Here is a 17,525-nt window from a genome sequence, read left to right on the forward strand (position 1 = left end):
GCCTTCCTGTCCTGGACTTCGGGGTGCCTAGATGAGCCGGGCGAACCAGCGCAGGGAGAGCGCAGCGGCGACGAAGGCGAGGACCATGGCGCCGATGACGACCCAGACGGTGATCTCGCGGAATTCGACGTGGTAGCCGACGAGGGTGCCGATGTCGTCGTAGACCTCGCGCAGCTCGTCGGCGCTGGAGGCGCGGTAGAACTGGCCGCCGGTGGTGTCGGCGAGCTCGCGCAGCGTGTCCTCGCGGACCTCGACCGACTGTCCGCCGGGCAGGGCGGCGCTGGCTCCTTCGGTTCCGTAGGCGATGGTCGAGGTGGGCAGTCCGGCTTCGCGGGCGGCCTCGGCCGCGGCGAGCGGGCTCCGTCCGGCGGAGTTGCCACCGTCGGAGAGCAGTACGAGGTGGGCCGGCGACCCTTCCTGGGTGTCGGACTCCTCGGAGCCGTCGGAGCTGTTGGGTGAGGGCGAGGCGGACGGACCGAGCCCGGCTTCCTCCAGGATCTGGCGCAGGTCGTTGATCGAGGAGTAGACGGCCTCCCCGATGGCGGTGCCGCCGTCGGGCGGTCCGAGACCCTCGATGCTGCGGGCGACCAGGGCGTGGTCGGTGGTCGGGCTGGTGACCACGCGCGCGCTGCTGGAGAAGCTGACGAGCCCCACGTTGTAGCGGGCCGGCAGCTGGTCGATGAAGCTGACGGCGGCTGCCTTGGCTGCCTCGAGGCGGTTGGGCGGCATGTCCTCGGCCGTCATCGAGGCGGAGGTGTCGATGGCGACCAGGATCGTGGCGCGTTCGTACGGCACCTGCGCCCGGACCTGGGGCTGGGTGGTGGCCACCGCCAGCAGCGCCAACGCACCGACGACCAGCCCGGCGGCCAGGTGGCGGCGCCAGCGGGGGCGGTGGGGGACGAGGCGCTCGAGCATGGGCGCGGTGGCGAACCTGAGGGCGTACTTGATCCGGCGGCGTTGCATCACCAGATAGCCGACGGCGAGCAGGGCGATGGGGATCAGCGCGAGCAGGAACAGGGGCTGGGTGAGTCTCATCGAGCTCCTTCCGATCAGTGGGTGGCCGAGCGTGAGCGGGGCGGCCGGGGGTGGCGTGCCCGGCGGCGCAGCATGCGGATGAGCAGGCGTGCCCAGTCGTCGTCGGTCGAGACCCGCAGGTGGTCCGCGCCGGCGACCCGGACGGCCTCGGCGTTGTGCTCGCGCAGCGATCTCATCGCCTGGGCGTACGCGGCACGCAGGCGCGGGTCGGAGGTGTCGGCCTCGTGCTGTCGGTTGCTCTCCGGGTCGAGGATCGTGACGTGGCCGACGGCGGGCAGGTCGAGCTCGCGAGGGTCCACGATCTCCACGACGATCACGTCGTGGCGCGCGGTGAGCCGCCGCAGCGCCGACTCCCAGTCGAAGGGCCGTTCCCAGGTCCCGTCGGTGGGCAGCAGGTCGGACACGATCACCCGCAGCCCCGGGATCCGGGCACGTCGGGCCAGCTCGACCAGGGCCGTCGCGAAGTCGCCGCCGGTGCTCGTCGCCTCCGCGGTGCGCGGCGAGGGTGGCTCCGTGGTCAGCAGGCGCCGAGCGACCCGGCGCCCCGTGGTGGGCGGGCGCCAACGTACGCCGCCGGCATCGAGGATCCCGAGGCCGACCCGGTTGCCGGGGCCGTCGGCCACGATGCCGATCGCGGAGACGGTCGCCTCGGCGACCTCCACCTTCTCGGCGAGCGCGGTCCCGAAGGCCATGCTGGGGGTGCGGTCGACCAGGACCCAGGTCTCGAGCTCGTGCTCTGCCTGGGTGAGCCAGACATGCGGCTCGCCCAGGCGGGCGGTGGCGTTCCAGTCGATGCGGCGTACGTCGTGACCGGGGGAGTAGGGGACCAGCTCCTCGGCGTCGCTGCCCGGCCCGAGCCGCAGCCCGGCCGACTCGCCCTGGAGCAGCCCGCTCACCCGGCGCTGGACGGTGAGGTCCAGCCTCCGGAACGCACTCTCGGGCGTACGCGGTGCCCGGTTCACGAGGCCAGCTCCGCATCGGCGCCCGGCTCGGCGGTCTCGACGTCGTCGTCGCTCGGCGTCGCCCGCGGTTGCGGGACGACGGCGAGGACGGCGTCCACGACGGCGCGGGGGTCGACCCCGTCGGCCTCGGCGTCGAAGGTGAGCACCAGCCGGTGGGCGAGGATGTCGCCGGCCAGGTCGGCGACGTCGGCAGGCAGCACGTAGTCGCGCCCCCGCAGCAGCGCCAGGGCGCGGCCAGCGGTGACGAGGCCCAAGCTGCCGCGGGCGCTGACGCCGTAGGCGAGCAGGCCCTCGAGGTTGTGCAGTCCATAGGCGTGCGGCGTCCGCGTCGCCATGACGAGCCTGACGGCGTACTGCGCGACGGTGTGATGGACGAAGACCTGGTCCGCTCGTGACTGCAGGTGCCGCAGGGCGGTGGCGTCGAGGATCTGCTCGGCGCGCGGCGGCCGCGAGCCCATCCGCTGGATGATGGTCATCTCCTCGAGCTCGTCGACGTGGCCGACGTCGACCTTCAGCAGGAACCGGTCGCGCTGGGCCTCGGGCAGCCGGTAGACGCCGTCGTTCTCGATCGGGTTCTGGGTGGCGAGGACGAGGAACGGGTCGGGCAGGCGATGGCTGGTGCCGCCGATGCTGACCTGCCGCTCGGCCATCGCCTCCAGCAGTGCCGACTGCACCTTGGCCGGGGCCCGGTTGATCTCGTCGGCGAGGACGAGGTTGGCGAAGACCGGCCCCAGCTCGGTGTCGAACTGCTCCGCCGAGGGACGCCAGACCCGGGTGCCCATGATGTCGGAGGGCATCAGGTCCGGGGTGAACTGGAGCCGGGCGAACGAGCCGCCCACGACGTCGGCCAACGTCCGCACCGCCAGGGTCTTCGCGACGCCCGGCACCCCCTCGAGCAGCACATGGCCGCGGGCGAGCAGCCCCACCAGCATCCGCTCGATCATCAGGTCCTGGCCCACGACGACGCGCTTGACCTCGAACAGCACGCGCTCGAGGACGGCGCTGGTCCCGAGGTCGGACCGGATCGGCTGGCTGATCGGCTGCTTCTGCTCTGGCTCCCGCATGTGGGCCCCCTGGATGGATGAGTCCTGGATGGATGTTTCCGCTGAGGACCGATCACATCGGAGCAGGGCGAAAACCAGCGGAAACGGCACCGAAAGCGATCCGAAAGCGCGGGGCGGAACCGATACCGAGCGATGACGTCCTACGCATGGGCACCGGCCCGGCCGCGCGCTACCGTTCTTGAGCGTGAGGGTCTTGATCGTCGAGGACCAGGCGGGCCTGGTCAGCGCCCTGCGCGTCGCGCTGCAGCGGGAGGGGTACGCCGTCGACGGGGCCGGATCGGTCGGCGACGCGCTGCAGAAGCTCGGCGTGAACGCCTACGATCTCGTCGTCCTGGACATCAACCTGCCCGACGGCAGCGGCTTCGAGGTCGCCGCGGCGCTGCGTACGGGTGCGGTGGGGGTTCCCGGGGAGGAGGCCCCACGGATCCTGATGCTCACCGCGCGCAACCGCCTCGACGACCGGGTCCGCGGCCTCGACGTCGGGGCCGACGACTATCTGACCAAGCCGTTCGAGCTGGCCGAGCTGACCGCGAGGCTGCGGGCGCTGCTGCGCCGGCCCAGCAGCGACGGCACCGCCGTGCTGACGCACGGACCGATCCGGCTCGACACCGCCCGTCAGCTGGCCCGGCGGGGCGACCGCGAGCTCGGCCTGACGCTCAAGGAGTTCTCCGTCCTGCGCTATCTGATGACCCGGCCCGCCTACATCGTCTCGGCCGAGGAGCTCCTGGAGCACGTCTGGGACGAGAACGCCGACCCGTTCACCCAGACCGTTCGGGTCACCGTCGGCACCCTGCGCCGCAAGCTCACCGTCGGCGAGGAGGCTCCGGCCCTCGAGACCGTCGTCGGCCGCGGCTACCGGCTCCGCGACCTGCCCGAGCTGGAGCGGGGCGCGACCGCATGAGTGAGCGCTCGGGTCGGTTGTCACGGGTGCCCCGCTGGCTCCGAACCGTGCGGGTGCGCCTGACCCTGACGTACTCCTCGCTCCTGTTCGGGGTGACCGCGCTGCTGCTCGCCGGGGTCTATCTGGCGCTCTCCAGCAGCATCAGCGCCGCGCCGCTGGACCCGGTGACGGTCAAGAAGTTCGAGACCCAGGACGGCCACATCGTCTACAAGCCGGGGCAGGAGTTCCAGGCCGCGGACTTCGCCGATGTCCAGGAGGCGGTCAACTACGCCTCACTCCAGACGCTGCGCAACTACTCGATCATCGCGCTGGTCGTGATGTTCGTCCTCAGCCTGGCCATCGGCTGGTGGGTGGCCGGGCGTGCGCTGCGCCCGGTCGGCGCGATCACCCGCACCGCCCAGGAGATCAACGCCTCCGACCTCACCCGGCGCATCGGCGCGACCGGACCGCACGACGAGCTGCGTACGCTCGCCGACACCATCGACTCCATGCTCGCCCGGCTCGACCGGGCCTTCTCCGACCAGCGCAGGTTCGTCGAGGACGTCTCCCACGAGCTGCGCAACCCGGTCTCCCTGATCCACACCAACGTCGAGGCCGTCCTCGCCAACGACCGCTCCACCATCCCCGAACGGCGCGAGGCCAGCCTCGTCGTGCTCCAGGCCACCCGCCGGATGCGCCGCCTCCTGGAGGACCTGCTGGCCATCGCCCGCAGCCGCTCGGAGGCCTTCACCGACCGCCAGGTCGACCTGGCCGGCGCTGTCACCGCGGCGGTTCGGGAGTACCGGCTCCCGGCGGAGGCACGCGGCCTCAGTGTGGTCGAGCGCAGCCACGGCGGACCGGTCGTCGTCGGCGACCCCGACGCGCTGCAGCGCGTGATGGCCAACCTCCTGTCCAACGCCGTCAGGCTCGCCCCGGCCGGCTCCACCCTCACGGTCGGCATGGGCAGCCGCGACGGCTGGGCCTGGGCCGCGGTCGCCGACGAGGGACCGGGGATCGACGAGGCGAACCAGGACCGCGTCTTCGACCGGTTCTACCGGGGCAACGGTACGTCCGGCGACGACGCGGTCGTCGACGGCTCGGGCCTGGGCCTCTCCATCGCCCGCCAGATCGCCGAGAGCCACGAGGGCCGGCTCGTCCTGGTCAGCCACGGCTCGGCCGGGAGCACCTTCGTGCTCTGGCTTCCCGACCACGCGATGAACCGATCGGCCGGGCGCACCGACGCGCCACCGGAAGGTGACCCGCTGCTCGGCTAGTGGCAGAGGTGCCCCGACAGTGCCTCCCTCCGGGCGGCGTACGAACCTACCGTTTGAGGAGTGAGCATGAGAACAGCATCGACGTGGCGCGGCGTACGAGCTCTCGCCCCCGTGGTTCTGCTCGGAGCCGTCACCGGCGCCTGCATGAACGTCACGGTCCAGGTGGACCCGGCGCCCACGCCGCCCACCCACCCGACGACCTACTACGGCACCGTCGAGGAAGCCCGCTGGTCCACGACGTACGCCGAGGACCCGACGTACGCGACATCGGACGACTGCTGGGCGAGCTGAACCGTGTCGCCGCCGGTGTGCGCTAGCGGCTCCCGAGCAGCTGGCGAGCCATCACCACGCGCTGGATCTGGTTGGTGCCTTCGTAGATCTGGGTGATCTTGGCATCGCGCATCATCCGTTCGAGGGGGAAGTCCTGGGTGTAGCCGGCGCCGCCGAGGAGCTGGACGGCGTCGACGGTGATCTCCATGGCGGTGTCGCTGGCGAAGCACTTGGCGGCCGCTCCGAAGAAGGACAGGTCGGCGGCGTGCCGTTGGGACTTCGCGGCGGCGACGTAGACGAGCTGGCGGGCGGCCTCGAGCTTCATCGCCATGTCGGCGAGCATGAACTGGATCCCCTGGAAGTCGGCGATGTGCTTGCCGAACTGCTGGCGTTCCTGGACGTAGGCCAGCGCGTGGTCGAGGGCGCCCTGGGCGATGCCGACGGCCTGGGCGGCGATGGTGATGCGGGTGTGGTCCAGGGTGCGCAGGGCGAGCTGGAGACCGGTGCCGGGCTCACCGATGATGCGGTCACCGGGCAGGTAGACGGCGTCGAACATGAGCTCGCAGGTGGGGGAGCCCTTGATGCCCAGCTTCTTCTCGGGCGCGCCGATGGTGAACCCCTCGTCGCTCTTCTCCACGACGAAGGCGCTCACGTTGGATCCGCGCCGGCCGTTCGGATCGGTGACGGCGAGGACGGTGTAGTAGTCGGAGACGCCGGCGTTGCTGATCCAGGACTTCTGGCCGCTCAGCACCCAGTGGTCGCCGTCGAGGACGGCGCGGGTCTTCATGGAGGCGGTGTCGGAGCCGGCCTCGCGCTCGGAGAGGGCGTAGGAGAACGTCGAGGTGCCCGCGGCGAGAGGCTGGAGGTAGCGCTGTTTGAGGTCCTCGGAACCGGCGAGGATGAGCGGGAGGCTGCCGAGCTTGTTGACCGCCGGGATCAGGGAGGAGGAGGCGCACACGCGCGCGATCTCCTCGATGATGATGCAGGTCGCCAGGGCATCGGCGCCCTCGCCGCCGTACTCCTCCGGCACGTGGGCCGCGTGGAGTCCGGAGGCGACGAGCGCGTCGTAGGCCTCGGTCGGGAACCGAGCGGCCGCGTCGACCTCTGCGGCGTGCGGAGCGATCTTGTTCGCCGCGATCGCGCGCACGGCCTCACGCAGGTCGAGGTGGTGGTCGGCGAGCTCGAGGTAGGGAAAGTCGTCGGTCATGGTGGCTCCTTGACGGATCAGTAGTGGTAGAAGCCGCGGCCGGTCTTGCGGCCCAGCAGACCGGCGTCGACCATCCGCGCGAGGAGGGGCGGCGGGGCGTAGAGCGGCTCCTTGAACTCCTCGTAGAGGGACTCGGCCACGGCCTTGGTCGTGTCCAGCCCGATGAGGTCGGCGAGTGCCAGCGGTCCCTGGGGGTGGGCCGCGCCGCGTACGAGGCCCTGGTCGATGTCCTCGGCGGTGGCGAACCCGGACTCCAGCATCCGGATCGCGGAGAGCACGAACGGGATCAGCAGCGCGTTGACCACGAAGCCCGCCCGGTCCTGGGAGTCGATGGGGTGCTTGCCGAGGTCGTCCTCCACGAACGTACGCACCCGGTCGGCGGTCTCCGGCGCGGTGAGCAGGCTGGGCACGAGCTCCACGAGAGAGAGCACCGGGACCGGGTTGAAGAAGTGCAGCCCGATCACCTGCGCAGGCCTCTCGGTGGCCACGGCGAGCTTCATGATCGGTATGGAGGAGGTGTTGGAGGCCAGCACCGCCTCGGGATCGGTGACGATCGAGTCGAGCCGGGTGAACAGCGCCGTCTTGGCTGCTTCGTCCTCGACGATCGCCTCGATGACCAGGTCGCGGTCGGCGAGGGCTTCGAGGTCGCTGCTGAGGGTGATGCGCTCCAGCACCTCGGCGGCCCGGGCGATCTTGCCGCGCTGCTCGGCGCGTTCGAGGGAGGCCCGCAGGCGCTCGTGGCCGGCCTCGGCGGCCGCGGGGTTGGCGTCGATGAGGACGACATCCTTGCCCGCGCGAGCGGCGACCTCGGCGATGCCGGCGCCCATCAGTCCCGCGCCGACGACGCCGATGTGGTTGAACCCAGTCATGTGCAGCCTCCCGTTGTTGGTACGCAGTACCTTATAGACGGAACTTCGTACCATCAAGTACGTTTCGGGTCATGAGCGAGAAGCCTCGATCGGCCACGACGAAGGACCGCCTGGTCGCCGCGGCGTTCGAGCTGTTCGAGGAACGAGGGTTCGACGCGACGACCGCCGAGGACATCGCGCGTCGAGCCGGCGTCGGCCGGACGACCTTCTTCCGCGCGTTCGGGTCCAAGGACGACGTGATCTTCCCCGAGCACGACGAGCTGCTCGGTCGCATCGACCAGCGTCTGGCCGCCGCGACCCCGGCCACGCGAGCGCTCGCGCTGAGCGAAGCCACCCGCGTCGTGCTGCGGCACTACCTGGACGAGGGGGAGCTGGCGCGGGCGCGCTATCGCCTGGTGGGTTCGGTGCCCGCCCTCCGTGCCCGTGAGACGGGTGGCATCCAGCAGTATCAGCGGCTGTTCGCACGCTGGCTTCGCGCGTGGATGTCCGACCTGCCCGACGGGCAGCTGCGCGCCGACCTGCTGGCCGCCGACCTGGTCACCGCCCACAACTTCGTGCTCCGCCGCTGGCTCCGGGACCAGACGTCCGACCCCGAGGGCGAGCTCGACCAGGCGATGCGGGTGGCCCTCGAGCGCTATCAGCCCGCCGGCCTCGAGCCGTCCTCGACCGTCGTCGTGCTGCGCACCTCGGCCACGCCCGCGGCCATCCAGGCGCAGCTGCAGCCGTTGCTCGACGACGAGGCGCCGTGAGCTGAGCCGAGACTCCGGCGGAGGGGTCGCGTCTCGGCGCCTGGCCGGGACGGGCGTCTACGCCGGTGCAGACAGCGGGCCGTCGTCGAAGCCGAGGAGCTCGCTGGCGTCGCGTGCCGCCTGGATCACCGGGCCTACGAGCTCGTCCACGGCCTCGGGCGTCACGCGTTGTGTCGGGAAGCCCAGGCCGATGACGGCGGCGAGGCCTCGCGCGTGGTCGAAGACGGGAGCGCTGATCGAGGCGACGTCGGGGTGCCGTTCGCCGAACGCGGCGTAGTAGCCCTGCTCGCGCGCGGTGGCGACCTGCTCGTCGAGCAGCTTCATGCTGTCAGGGGTGCTGGACGTGAATGTCGCCAGCTCGCCGCTCTGCTCCAGATCCTTGCGGGCCTCGGGGTCGAAGGCGAGGAAGATCTTGCCCGGAGCGCCTGCGTGGATCGGCATGACCATGCCGACCATGAAGGGCCGGATGACGACATGACGGGTCTGTGCCACGGCGACGACGGTGCGGTGGATCCCGTCTCTGACGTAGAGGCACGCGGTCTCGCCGGTCTCGTCGCGGAGTCGCGTCAGGATCGGCTGGACGGCGCGCACCACGTCGAGACCGAGGGTGCCCGGCGCGGCCCAGCGGACCAGGGCGATGCCGACGCGGTAGCGGTCGCCGTCGCGGTCCAGGAAGCCCTCGTTGGTCAGGTCCTGCACCAGGCGCTGGCAGGTGCTCGACGGCAGACCCGTCGTGCGCAGGATCTCCTGGAACGTGGGCTCGGGGTTCTCGATCGAGAAGCAGTCGAGGATCCGGACGATCTTCCCGAGCACCAGCGTCGAGGACTTTCGGTCGTCTGCGGTCATGCCACGGTCCACCCTTCCAAGGTGAGTCAACAGCCCACATCGTAGGGCACGTGCCCACGATCTGGGTCGGAGTGGTTGACATCACGCGCGTGCAACCTGCATCGTGGGTTCCGAACCCATCATGTGGGTTCTCCATCCCTACAACACGTTTCGGAGTGACAGATGACGACTGGAGTCGCGAATTCAGCTGGTCGGGAGCCGCAGGCAGCCCCTGACAGCTCTCGGATCGGGCTGATCGTGCCGAGCTCGAACATCACCATGGAGACCGAGCTTCCGGAGCTGTTCCGCCGGCAGTCGCTGGCCACCGGGCACCGCTACACCTTCCACTCGGCGCGGGCGACGCTGAAGAGCGTCACCAGGGAAGAGCTGCTCGCGATGGTCGACAAGGCGGCCGACTGCGCCGTTGCCGTCTCGGACGCGGACGTCGACGTCATCGCGTACGCCTGTCTGGTCGCGGTGATGGCCCAGGGGCCGAACGCCCACGTCGGCTCGGAGGAGGTCATTCGAGAGGCGGCGGCCGGCAACGGCCTGCCGGCAGCCGTCACCAGCAGCGCCGGCGCGCTCGTGCGTACGCTCGAGGCCATCGGCGCCCGCAAGGTCGCGATGGTCGCGCCCTACATGAAGCCGCTGACGAAGATGGTGGGCGACTACATCGAGGGCGCAGGCTTCACGGTGGTCGACGCCACCAGCCTGGAGGTCTCGGACAACCTCGCCGTGGGCTGCCTCGACCCGCGCAACCTGCCGGCCATCGCCCGCGAGCTCCGTCACTCCGAGGCCGACGCCCTGATCCTGTCCGCCTGTGTTCAGATGCCGTCGCTCGACGCGGTCCAGGCGGTGGAGGACGAGCTCGGTCTACCGGTCATCACCGCCGCGACGGCCACCACGTTCGAGATCCTTCAGGCACTGGGTCACCAGCCGGCCATCAGCAACGCAGGGCGGCTGCTCGAGGGTTCGCTCGTCGCGGCAGACGCTCGCACCAGGTGAGGCGAGTGCCGTCATGACCCTGTCCCTCGTCGCCTTCCTCGTCCTGATCGCGGCCTTCGCCGTGGGCTGCTTCACCCGCATCAACGCCGGCCTCCTCGCCCTCGTGGCGGCCTTCGGCGTCGGCACCCTCATCGGCGGGCTCTCGCTGGACGATGTGATGGCCGGCTTCCCGACCGAGCTCCTGCTGATCCTCGTGGGCGCGACCCTGCTCTTCGGGATCGTCAAGCAGACCGGCACCATCGACCTGCTCGCCTACTGGGCAGAACGACTCGCCAACGGTCACCGGCTCCTCGTGGCCGTGCTGATGTTCCTTCTCACCGCGCTCCTCGCCTCGGCGGGGGCGTTCACCCCGGCCGCCATCGCCATCGTCGCGCCCGTCGCCCTGGCGCTCGGAGCCCGGTTCGGGATCAGCACCCTCGCGATGGGCCTCGTCGTGATCCAGGGGGCCAATGCCGGAGCCTTCTCCCCGGTCAACCCGTTCGGTGCGCTGTCCAACGTCATGCTGGACAAGGCAGGGTCACCGGACAGCACGCTGAAGCTCTACCTGTACTGCTTCGTCTTCAACGCCGTCCTGGCGGTCATCGCCTACGCCGGCGTCCAGGCGATCGTTCGCCGCCGCGCGGCACGGGCCGGGGCCCGCCCGGGTGCCGAGCGAGGTGAGCTGCACGCACCGGGGTCGTCCACGGACGAGCTCGGCGGCGGAACCGCGGGTGGCGTGCTCACCGAGGCCAGGACCGAGGTCGTGCCCCAGAAGGTGGAGGTCACGCCGATGCGCGTCCTCAGCCTGGTGAGCCTCGCGGCGCTGCTCGTCCTCACGACGGTCTTCGGGCTCGATGTCGGCGTGGCGTCGATCGCCCTTGCCGTCGTCCTCATCGTGGTCAACCCCGATGTCCAGCAGCGGACCATCGACAGCATGCCGTGGTCGGCGATCCTCCTGGTGACCGGGATCGTCACCTATGTCGGGATGCTCGAATCGGTGGGCGCGCTCGCGGATCTCCAGGCGGGCATCGAGAGTCTGGGCAGCGGCTCCATCGCGGCGCTCATCACGAGCTACGTGGTCGGTCTCATCTCCGCCTTCGCCTCCACCACGGGCACGCTCGGCGTGATCAGCCCGGTCGTCGTGCCGATCGCCGCGGACCCCACGCTCACCGCGCTCGGCGTCGTCACGGCGATCTCCGTCAGCTCGTCCGTGGTCGACACCAGCCCGATGTCGACGAGCGGCGCGCTGCTCATGGCCAGCGCGCGGCCCGAGGAGGAACGACTGTTCTTCAGGTCGCTCCTGCTGTGGGCGGTGCTGATGATCGCCGTGGTGCCACTCGTCGCCTGGCTGGTCTTCGTGAAGCTCGGCATCGGGTAGACCACGACGCAGGCGGGGACCCACGACCTGGGTCCCCGCCCGCGCCGGGGCGGAGCCGGACCCTGGCGCTCAGCGCCTGGCCAGGACGAGTGCGTACGCCTCCTCCGGATCGGTCCACCAGCGAAGGTCGCCGAATCCCGCCGCAGCGAGCTCGCGAGCGGCGCTGCTTCGGCGGAACTTGCAGGACAGCTCGGTGAGGAGCTCTTCGCCCTCGTCGAACTTGATGACGAGGTCGAGCTCGCTCAGCTCCACGCGGGCGGAGTCCTGGGCGACCAGTCGCATCTCGATCCGCTCCTCCTCGGTGTTCCAACGCGCCAGGTGCCGGAACCCGTCAGGGTCGAAGTCGGCGCCCAGGCTCCGGTTGAGGACGTGCAGCGCGTTGAGGTTGAACTCGGCGGTCACACCGGCGGCATCGTCGTAGGCGGCGACCAGCTGACCGGGGTCCTTGACCAGGTCGAGCCCGAGCAGGAGACCTTCCCCGGGCTGCATGGCGTCGGCGACCGATCGCAGGAATCGTTCGCGTCCGGGGCGGTCGTAGTTGCCCAGCGTGCTGCCGAGCAGCGCGATCAGCCGCCGTCCCGGGGTCGGCAGCTGCTGGAGATGCTGGTCGAAGTCGGCGACGACCCCTTCCAGCACGAGCCCCGGCCTCTCCTCGGCGAGCGCGTCCATCGCCTGGGTGAGCGCGCTGGCACTGACGTCGACCGGGACGTACGTCGTCAGCCGGCCGGTCCGGGCCAGCGCATCGAGCAGGAGCCGGGTCTTCTCCGAGGAGCCGGACCCGAGCTCGAGAAGCACCTCGGCCTCGGAGGCCTCGGCGATCTCTTGCGCATGCTCGGTCAGGAGCGCCCGTTCGGTGCGGGTCGGGTAGTACTCGGGCAGCCGGGTGATCTCCTCGAACAGCTCCGAGCCACGCTCGTCGTAGAAGTACTTCGGTGGCAGCCACTTCGGCGACGCGCTCAGGCCGGTGCGCGCGTCCTCCGCGAGGCTGCGCCGCAAGTCCTCGGCGGTCAACAGGGTGGTGGTCCGGCCGTCGCTGTCGAGGGTCACGCGAGGTTCTCCTTCGGTTGGTGATGAGGTGTGTCCAGCCGCCACCACGTCGGACCGCACGGGCTGAGGACCCCGATGGTGCGCGGTGGGATCGGGGTGGACGGCGCGCCCGAGAGCGGACGGCTGCTGACGACGTACTCCCAGGACGCGGGCTCGACCAGGTGGCAGCCCTCGTCACCGGTCAGCAGGGCGAGGTCCTCGCCGTCGCTGAGGAGGACCGAGAAGCCACCGACCTCCAGCTCGTTGGCGAGCTGGACGGCCGCCGAGCCGATCGGCAGGCCGTCCTGCTGGGCCTTGTCGAGGATGAGCGTCCACGAGGCGTCGATGGTGCCGCTGACGGCTGCGGTCCACGGACCGAGTCGCAGCGGAGCCGGGCAGCCGTCGTGATGTGAGGCCCACTCGGCGTGGGTCGGGGGCGGCCCGAGGACGCCGCGATGGGCACACGTGATCGAGGCCGACCAGGTCACGCACGGCGCCCGTCGTCGGCGAGCCGGAGCCCGGTGAGGGGCCAGCGCGCGCCGGGCGGGAAGAAGTTGCGGTAGGAGGCCCGGGTGTGGCCCGGCGGGGTGAGCGCGCAGCCGCCACGGAGCACCATCTGGCTCGACATGAACTTCCCGTTGTACTCGCCGATCGCGCCGGCGGCAGGGTGGAAGCCCGGGTAGGGCAGGTAGGCCGAGGAGGTCCACTCCCAGCAGTCCCCGAAGAGCTGGCGCAGGCCACCGGTCGCGGGCCCGGCCGCGCGGGGGTGGAAGCTGTCCCGGTCGGCCAGGTTGCCGGCCACCTCATAGGTCCGGGCGGCGTGCTCCCACTCGGCCTCGGTGGGCAGGCGCTTGCCGGCCCAGGTGGCGTACGCATCGGCCTCGTAGTGGCTCAGGTGGCAGACCGGCAGCCCGGGATCGAGCGGGGACGTGCCGTGCAGGGTGTGCTCGAACCACTCCCCGTCGGCCTCGCGCCAGTAGAAGGGCGCCTCCCAGCCCTCGGCGTTGACCCGCGCCCAGCCGTCCGAGAGCCACAGCTCCGGGCGCCGGTAGCCGCCGTCGGCGATGAACTCCAGCCACTCGCCGTTGGTGATCAACCGGTCGGCGAGCCGGTACGGCTCCAGCCACTGCTGGTGTCGTGGCAGCTCGTTGTCGAAGCAGAAGCCGCCGCCCTCGGAACCGATCTCGACCAGGCCGCCGTCGAGATCGACCCACCCCAGCCGGTCGGTCCCCCCGCCCGCGACCGACCGCCCCGCGTACGTCGGCTGCAGCGGGTTGAGCGAGAGCACGTGCTTGATGTCCATCAGCAGCAGCTCCTGATGCTGCTGCTCGTGATGGAAGCCGAGCTCGATGGTCGGGGCGAGCTTGGCGAAGGTGCCCTCGTCCACGCGGTCGAGCAGGTCCCTGATGCGGTCGTCGACGTTGCGCCGGTAGTCGCCGACCTCGTACGCGCCGGGGCGGCTGATCACGCCACGCATCGGCCGTGAGTACCGCGGCCCGACCTGCTCGTAGTAGCTGTTGAAGAGGAACCAGTACTTGTCCTGGAACGGTGTGAAGCCGGGCTCGTTCTCGGCCAGCACGAAGGTCTCGAAGAACCAGGTCACGTGCGCGCGATGCCACTTGGTGGGGGAGACGTCCGGCATCGACTGGACGGTCTGGTCCTCGGGGGAGAGCGGTGCGGCGAGGCGTTCGGTGTCGGCCCGGACTTCGTCGAAGCGGGCGATTGCGGTGGTCGTGTCCATCTCACGTCTCCTGTCGGAGGGTCGGGTACGCCAAGTGCTACGAACCACTCTGCCTGGTCGCCCAACCCGCACCACGCGATTCAGCGGTTGCCGCGCACCGGGCCCGGTATGGGCCCGGTGCGCGACAACCGCTGTCGCCGTTCGCGGATCAGCAGACGGCGTCTGCGGATGAGTCGCAGGCGCTGAGAATCCGCTTGGTGACCTCGTCGACCTCGCCGAGACCGTCGACCTCGACGATGAGGCCTCGCTCGCGATAGGCGCCGATGAGCGGCGCGGTCTGCTCGAGATAGATCTCTTGACGGCGCCGGATGATGTCCTCGGTGTCGTCGGCGCGGCCCTCGATCTGGGCACGCTGCAGCAGGCGCGTGACGACCTCGTCCTCGTCGACGAGGAGGCTGATGACGGCGTCGAGCTCGTGCCCGGCGGGCTCGATCATCCCGTCGAGCTCCTCGACCTGGGCGAGCGTGCGGGGATAGCCGTCGAGAAGGAATCCGCTGGCCGCATCGGGCTCGCCGATCCGGTCGCGCACCATGTTGTTGGTGATCTCGTCCGGCACGTACTCGCCGGCGTCCAGATACCGCTTGGCCTCCAGGCCGAGCGGAGTCGCCAGCGATACGTTGGCGCGGAAGATGTCGCCGGTGGAGATGGCCGGGATGCCGTAGTGCTGGGCGATGTGCTTGGCCTGGGTGCCCTTGCCCGCGCCCGGCGGGCCCATGATGATGATCCGCATCAGATGCCTCCCGCGGCCCGGTGATCGCCGGCCGCATGCTGGGCGCAGGACCGGCACGTCTCCGGAGACGTCATGTCGACGGGAAGCTCCCAGAACGTGAACCAGAGCGCGGTCGGCTCTCCGCAGGCCGTTCGTTGGGATCCGTTCCTTCGGAGGTGGACGGTCCCCCATGGCAGGCGGTGGCGAGAGTGCCGGGGCTGTGTCTGCGGCGCTGTCACGAGCCACTGCATGCCCACGTTGCTACGTGACTGGGACCTGGGGAGAGTCGCAGGCGCTGGTGTCATCACGGATCCCTTCGGCTACTTGATCTCGGCGATGACTGCCCCGTTGGCGACGGTCTCGCCGACGGTGGCGTTCAGGCCGGTGATGGTGCCGGCCTTGTGGGCCTTGAGAGGCTGCTCCATCTTCATGGCCTCGATGACCACGACGACGTCGCCCTCGGCGACCTCTTGGCCTTCCTCGACGGCGATCTTGACGATGGTGCCCTGCATCGGGGAGGTGACCGAGTCACCCGAAGCGGCCGCGCCGGCCTTCTTAGCCGACCGCTTGGGCTTCTTCGCGGCACCGGCGCTGCCGCCGGCCGCGAGGCCACCGAGTCCGGCGGGCAGGGAGACGGTGAGGCGTTTGCCGCCGACCTCGACGACGACGGTCTGACGCTCGCCGGCCTCCTCAGCCTCGCCCGAGGCACCGGCGTAGGGGGTGATCTGGTTGTCGAAGTCGGTCTCGATCCAGGTCGTGTAGACCTCGAAGGAGCCGTCCGCTGCGGTGTAGGCCGGGTCGGTGACGACGGCCTGGTGGAACGGGATGACGGTGGGCATGCCGTCGACCTTGAACTCGTCCAGCGCGCGACGCGAGCGCTCCAGCGCCTGGGTGCGGTCGCGGCCGGAGACGATCAGCTTCGCGATGAGGGAGTCGAAGGAGCCCGGGATGGTCTCGCCCTTCTCATAGCCCCCGTCCAGGCGTACCCCGGGCCCGGCCGGGGGTGCCCACTCGGTCAGGGTGCCGGGGGCGGGCATGAAGTTGTTGCCGCCGTCTTCGGCGTTGATGCGGAACTCGATGGAGTGGCCGCGGACCTCGGGGTCGTCGTAGCCGAGCTCTTCGCCGGCGGCGATGCGGAACATCTCGCGGACCAGGTCGAGGCCGGTGACTTCCTCGGAGACGCAGTGCTCGACCTGGAGGCGGGTGTTGACCTCGAGGAAGGAGATGGTGCCGTCGGCGGCGACGAGGAACTCACAGGTGCCCGCGCCGACGTAGCCGGCCTCGCGCAAGATGGCCTTGGAGGACTCATACAGGCGCTTGTTCTGCTCCTCGCTCAGGAACGGTGCGGGTGCTTCCTCGACCAGCTTTTGGTGGCGACGCTGCAGGGAGCAGTCGCGGGTGGAGACCACGACCACGTTGCCGTGGGTGTCGGCCAGGCACTGGGTCTCGACGTGGCGGGGCTTGTCGAGGAACTTCTCCACCAGACACTCCCCGCGACCGAAGGCACCCACGGCCTCGCGGACCGCGGACTCGTACAGGTCGGGGATCTCCTCCAGGGTGCGGGCCACCTTCAAGCCACGACCGCCGCCACCGAAGACCGCCTTGATCGCGACCGGCAGGCCGTACTCTTGGGCGAAGGCGACGATCTCGGAGGCGTCCTTGACCGGGTCCTTGAGCCCGGGCGCCAGCGGGGCGCCGGCCTTGAGCGCGATCTGCTTGGCCTTGGCCTTGTCGCCCAGGGCATCGATGGCTTCGGGCGAGGGACCGATCCAGGTCAGGCCGGCCTCGATCACCGCGGTGGCGAAGTCGGCGTTCTCGGCCAGGAAGCCGTAGCCGGGGTGGACCGAGTCCGCCCCCGAGCGGCGGGCGACATCGATGATCTTCTCGATCGACAGGTACGACTCCGCAGGGGTGGCTCCGCCCAGGGAGTAGGACTCATCGGCCAGGCGCACGAAGAGCGCGTCACGGTCGGGGTCCGCATAGATCGCTACGGAGCCGATCCCGGCGTCCTTGCACGCGCGGATCACGCGAACAGCGATCTCACCACGGTTGGCGATCAGGACCTTGGTCAGTTCAGGCACGGTGTTCTGCTTTCTACGACGTTCAGTTCGGAAGAGCGCTGGCGCGCCAGGCGTTGGGGCCGGGGTGGAGCGGGGTACGCGGCTGCGGGGTGCTCCACAGGGAGCGCGGCTTCTTCTTGGGTGCCTCGCCCGCCCCCAGCGCGGAGAGGACGGCCACCACGGCCGCGATCTCGTCTGGACTGACGTGTGCCGCGTCTGGGCTGGTGACCCGCAGCGCCGGGCATAGGGGACCAGACGCTGCGGGTGACTGGGGAGAGCCGGCGTGAGCGGCAGTGGATGAGCCGGTCACAGCGGGATGTTGCCGTGCTTCTTGGCGGGGAGGGTCTCGCGCTTGGTGCGTAGGAGGCGGAGGGCGCGGGTGACTTCGGCGCGGGTTTCGTGGGGTGGGATGACGGCGTCGATGTAGCCGCGTTCGGCGGCGATGTAGGGGTTGGCGAGGGTGGTTTCGTACTCGTCGATGAGCTCGGCGCG

19 protein-coding genes are annotated in these 17,525 nt (G+C 70.4%); 6 read left to right on the forward strand and 13 right to left on the reverse strand.

The window, feature by feature from the left end:
* Positions 1-27: 27 nt before the first annotated feature.
* From ACZ6WN_RS28185 to ACZ6WN_RS28195, 3 genes are read right to left on the reverse strand one after another with little or no spacing between them, the layout of a single operon-like run.
* Positions 28-1,035, reverse strand: a complete 1,008-nt coding sequence (locus ACZ6WN_RS28185) for a VWA domain-containing protein (RefSeq protein WP_465869496.1) — start codon at positions 1,033-1,035, stop codon at positions 28-30.
* Positions 1,036-1,049: 14 nt separating this feature from the next.
* On the reverse strand, positions 1,050-1,997 hold the full coding sequence (locus ACZ6WN_RS28190) for a DUF58 domain-containing protein (protein ID WP_465869497.1): 948 nt from the start codon (positions 1,995-1,997) through the stop codon (positions 1,050-1,052).
* The gene (locus ACZ6WN_RS28195; protein ID WP_465869499.1) at positions 1,994-3,061 is read right to left on the reverse strand and encodes an AAA family ATPase; all 1,068 of its coding nucleotides are present in this window, start codon (positions 3,059-3,061) and stop codon (positions 1,994-1,996) included. Before ACZ6WN_RS28195 ends, ACZ6WN_RS28190 begins: the two co-directional genes overlap by 4 nt.
* 184 nt (positions 3,062-3,245) lie before the next feature.
* Between ACZ6WN_RS28195 and ACZ6WN_RS28200 the strand changes: the two genes are divergently transcribed.
* From ACZ6WN_RS28200 to ACZ6WN_RS28210, 3 genes are all read left to right on the forward strand, one after another.
* Complete coding sequence (locus tag ACZ6WN_RS28200) at positions 3,246-3,962, forward strand: response regulator transcription factor (protein ID WP_465869501.1); 717 nt, start codon at positions 3,246-3,248, stop codon at positions 3,960-3,962.
* Positions 3,959-5,215 carry a sensor histidine kinase gene (locus tag ACZ6WN_RS28205; RefSeq protein WP_465869502.1) on the forward strand — a complete coding sequence of 419 codons (1,257 nt, stop codon included), beginning with the start codon at positions 3,959-3,961 and terminating at the stop codon, positions 5,213-5,215. The genes ACZ6WN_RS28200 and ACZ6WN_RS28205 overlap by 4 nt, the downstream gene beginning before the upstream one ends.
* Positions 5,216-5,281: 66 nt before the next feature.
* Entirely contained in the window at positions 5,282-5,506 is a 225-nt protein-coding gene (locus ACZ6WN_RS28210) for a hypothetical protein (protein ID WP_465869503.1), read from the forward strand.
* A gap of 22 nt (positions 5,507-5,528) precedes the next feature.
* Here ACZ6WN_RS28210 and ACZ6WN_RS28215 read toward each other — a convergent pair whose 3' ends face one another.
* Both ACZ6WN_RS28215 and ACZ6WN_RS28220 read right to left on the reverse strand, forming a co-directional pair.
* The gene (locus ACZ6WN_RS28215; RefSeq protein ID WP_465869504.1) at positions 5,529-6,692 is read right to left on the reverse strand and encodes an acyl-CoA dehydrogenase family protein; all 1,164 of its coding nucleotides are present in this window, start codon (positions 6,690-6,692) and stop codon (positions 5,529-5,531) included.
* Between the two features lie 17 nt (positions 6,693-6,709).
* Positions 6,710-7,561, reverse strand: a complete 852-nt coding sequence (locus tag ACZ6WN_RS28220; RefSeq protein WP_465869506.1) for a 3-hydroxybutyryl-CoA dehydrogenase — start codon at positions 7,559-7,561, stop codon at positions 6,710-6,712.
* Between the two features lie 71 nt (positions 7,562-7,632).
* Here ACZ6WN_RS28220 and ACZ6WN_RS28225 point away from each other — a divergent pair, with 71 nt between their 5' ends.
* The gene (locus ACZ6WN_RS28225) at positions 7,633-8,310 is read left to right on the forward strand and encodes a TetR family transcriptional regulator (protein ID WP_465869507.1); all 678 of its coding nucleotides are present in this window, start codon (positions 7,633-7,635) and stop codon (positions 8,308-8,310) included.
* A gap of 57 nt (positions 8,311-8,367) precedes the next feature.
* Here ACZ6WN_RS28225 and ACZ6WN_RS28230 read toward each other — a convergent pair whose 3' ends face one another.
* Entirely contained in the window at positions 8,368-9,156 is a 789-nt protein-coding gene (locus tag ACZ6WN_RS28230; protein ID WP_465869508.1) for an IclR family transcriptional regulator, read from the reverse strand.
* A 162-nt stretch (positions 9,157-9,318) separates the two neighbouring features.
* On the opposite strand from ACZ6WN_RS28230, the gene ACZ6WN_RS28235 reads away from it, so the two are divergent.
* The gene (locus ACZ6WN_RS28235) at positions 9,319-10,140 is read left to right on the forward strand and encodes a maleate cis-trans isomerase family protein (protein WP_465869510.1); all 822 of its coding nucleotides are present in this window, start codon (positions 9,319-9,321) and stop codon (positions 10,138-10,140) included.
* Between the two features lie 13 nt (positions 10,141-10,153).
* Entirely contained in the window at positions 10,154-11,497 is a 1,344-nt protein-coding gene (locus ACZ6WN_RS28240) for an SLC13 family permease (protein ID WP_465869511.1), read from the forward strand.
* A 69-nt stretch (positions 11,498-11,566) separates the two neighbouring features.
* Here the strand turns inward: ACZ6WN_RS28240 and egtD are convergent, their stop codons facing one another.
* From egtD to ACZ6WN_RS28275, 7 genes are all read right to left on the reverse strand, one after another.
* On the reverse strand, positions 11,567-12,544 hold the full coding sequence (egtD, locus tag ACZ6WN_RS28245; RefSeq protein WP_465869512.1) for an L-histidine N(alpha)-methyltransferase: 978 nt from the start codon (positions 12,542-12,544) through the stop codon (positions 11,567-11,569).
* On the reverse strand, positions 12,541-13,011 hold the full coding sequence (locus tag ACZ6WN_RS28250; protein ID WP_465869514.1) for a hypothetical protein: 471 nt from the start codon (positions 13,009-13,011) through the stop codon (positions 12,541-12,543). The genes egtD and ACZ6WN_RS28250 overlap by 4 nt, the downstream gene beginning before the upstream one ends.
* Complete coding sequence (gene egtB / locus ACZ6WN_RS28255) at positions 13,008-14,264, reverse strand: ergothioneine biosynthesis protein EgtB (protein WP_465869515.1); 1,257 nt, start codon at positions 14,262-14,264, stop codon at positions 13,008-13,010. Before egtB ends, ACZ6WN_RS28250 begins: the two co-directional genes overlap by 4 nt.
* A gap of 148 nt (positions 14,265-14,412) precedes the next feature.
* Complete coding sequence (locus ACZ6WN_RS28260; protein WP_465869517.1) at positions 14,413-14,994, reverse strand: adenylate kinase; 582 nt, start codon at positions 14,992-14,994, stop codon at positions 14,413-14,415.
* A 299-nt stretch (positions 14,995-15,293) separates the two neighbouring features.
* The gene (locus tag ACZ6WN_RS28265; RefSeq protein WP_465869519.1) at positions 15,294-17,054 is read right to left on the reverse strand and encodes an acetyl/propionyl/methylcrotonyl-CoA carboxylase subunit alpha; all 1,761 of its coding nucleotides are present in this window, start codon (positions 17,052-17,054) and stop codon (positions 15,294-15,296) included.
* Positions 17,055-17,076: 22 nt separating this feature from the next.
* Positions 17,077-17,343, reverse strand: coding sequence for an acyl-CoA carboxylase subunit epsilon (locus ACZ6WN_RS28270; RefSeq protein ID WP_465869521.1), 267 nt, complete (start codon positions 17,341-17,343; stop codon positions 17,077-17,079).
* A partial coding sequence (locus ACZ6WN_RS28275; RefSeq protein WP_465869522.1) for a carboxyl transferase domain-containing protein occupies positions 17,340-17,525 on the reverse strand: 186 nt, incomplete at its 5' end. The genes ACZ6WN_RS28270 and ACZ6WN_RS28275, both read right to left, overlap by 4 nt.

This window comes from Nocardioides sp. NPDC054178, assembly GCF_055585005.1.

Excerpts from the sequence above, each read along its gene's own strand:
- ACZ6WN_RS28185 (WP_465869496.1), bottom strand. The coding sequence starts at position 1,035 with ATGAGACTCACCCAGCCCCTGTTCCTGCTCGCGCTGATCCCCATCGCC.
- ACZ6WN_RS28195 (WP_465869499.1), bottom strand. The coding sequence starts at position 3,061 with ATGCGGGAGCCAGAGCAGAAGCAGCCGATCAGCCAGCCGATCCGGTCC.
- ACZ6WN_RS28205 (WP_465869502.1), top strand. The coding sequence starts at position 3,959 with ATGAGTGAGCGCTCGGGTCGGTTGTCACGGGTGCCCCGCTGGCTCCGA.
- ACZ6WN_RS28210 (WP_465869503.1), top strand. The coding sequence starts at position 5,282 with ATGAGAACAGCATCGACGTGGCGCGGCGTACGAGCTCTCGCCCCCGTG.
- ACZ6WN_RS28215 (WP_465869504.1), bottom strand. The coding sequence starts at position 6,692 with ATGACCGACGACTTTCCCTACCTCGAGCTCGCCGACCACCACCTCGAC.
- ACZ6WN_RS28220 (WP_465869506.1), bottom strand. The coding sequence starts at position 7,561 with ATGACTGGGTTCAACCACATCGGCGTCGTCGGCGCGGGACTGATGGGC.
- ACZ6WN_RS28225 (WP_465869507.1), top strand. The coding sequence starts at position 7,633 with ATGAGCGAGAAGCCTCGATCGGCCACGACGAAGGACCGCCTGGTCGCC.
- ACZ6WN_RS28230 (WP_465869508.1), bottom strand. The coding sequence starts at position 9,156 with ATGACCGCAGACGACCGAAAGTCCTCGACGCTGGTGCTCGGGAAGATC.
- ACZ6WN_RS28235 (WP_465869510.1), top strand. The coding sequence starts at position 9,319 with ATGACGACTGGAGTCGCGAATTCAGCTGGTCGGGAGCCGCAGGCAGCC.
- ACZ6WN_RS28240 (WP_465869511.1), top strand. The coding sequence starts at position 10,154 with ATGACCCTGTCCCTCGTCGCCTTCCTCGTCCTGATCGCGGCCTTCGCC.
- egtB (WP_465869515.1), bottom strand. The coding sequence starts at position 14,264 with ATGGACACGACCACCGCAATCGCCCGCTTCGACGAAGTCCGGGCCGAC.
- ACZ6WN_RS28260 (WP_465869517.1), bottom strand. The coding sequence starts at position 14,994 with ATGCGGATCATCATCATGGGCCCGCCGGGCGCGGGCAAGGGCACCCAG.